Here is a 247-nt window from a genome sequence, read left to right as displayed (position 1 = left end):
GGCCGTGCCGGCGGCGACCGAGAACATGACGAGCAGCGCGAGCGCGACCCAGAGCGGGGTCGTGATGACGCCGGCCAGGATGACGCTGATGATCGCCAGCTGGGCGGCACCTCGCAGGATCGCCAGCGCCGGCGCCCAGCGGTGGGGCACCCGGTACGCCGCCAGCACGGCGACGGCGACCAGGGCGAGGATCGCGACGCCGAGCAGGGTCGGCGCCAGCTCGGTGAGGATGGGCACGGGACGAGCC

Annotated in this window: 1 protein-coding gene; it reads right to left on the bottom strand. The window is 74.9% G+C overall.

The window, feature by feature from the left end; all coding sequences use genetic code 11:
* Positions 1-247, bottom strand: a 247-nt coding sequence (locus SB775_RS32480; protein ID WP_410865409.1) for an ABC transporter permease, incomplete at both ends; no start/stop codon positions are given.

The organism is Peribacillus sp. SIMBA_075, assembly GCF_046534585.1.
The sequence above is the reverse complement of the archived record's forward strand: the minus strand, read 5'-3'. Positions and strand labels throughout refer to the sequence as shown.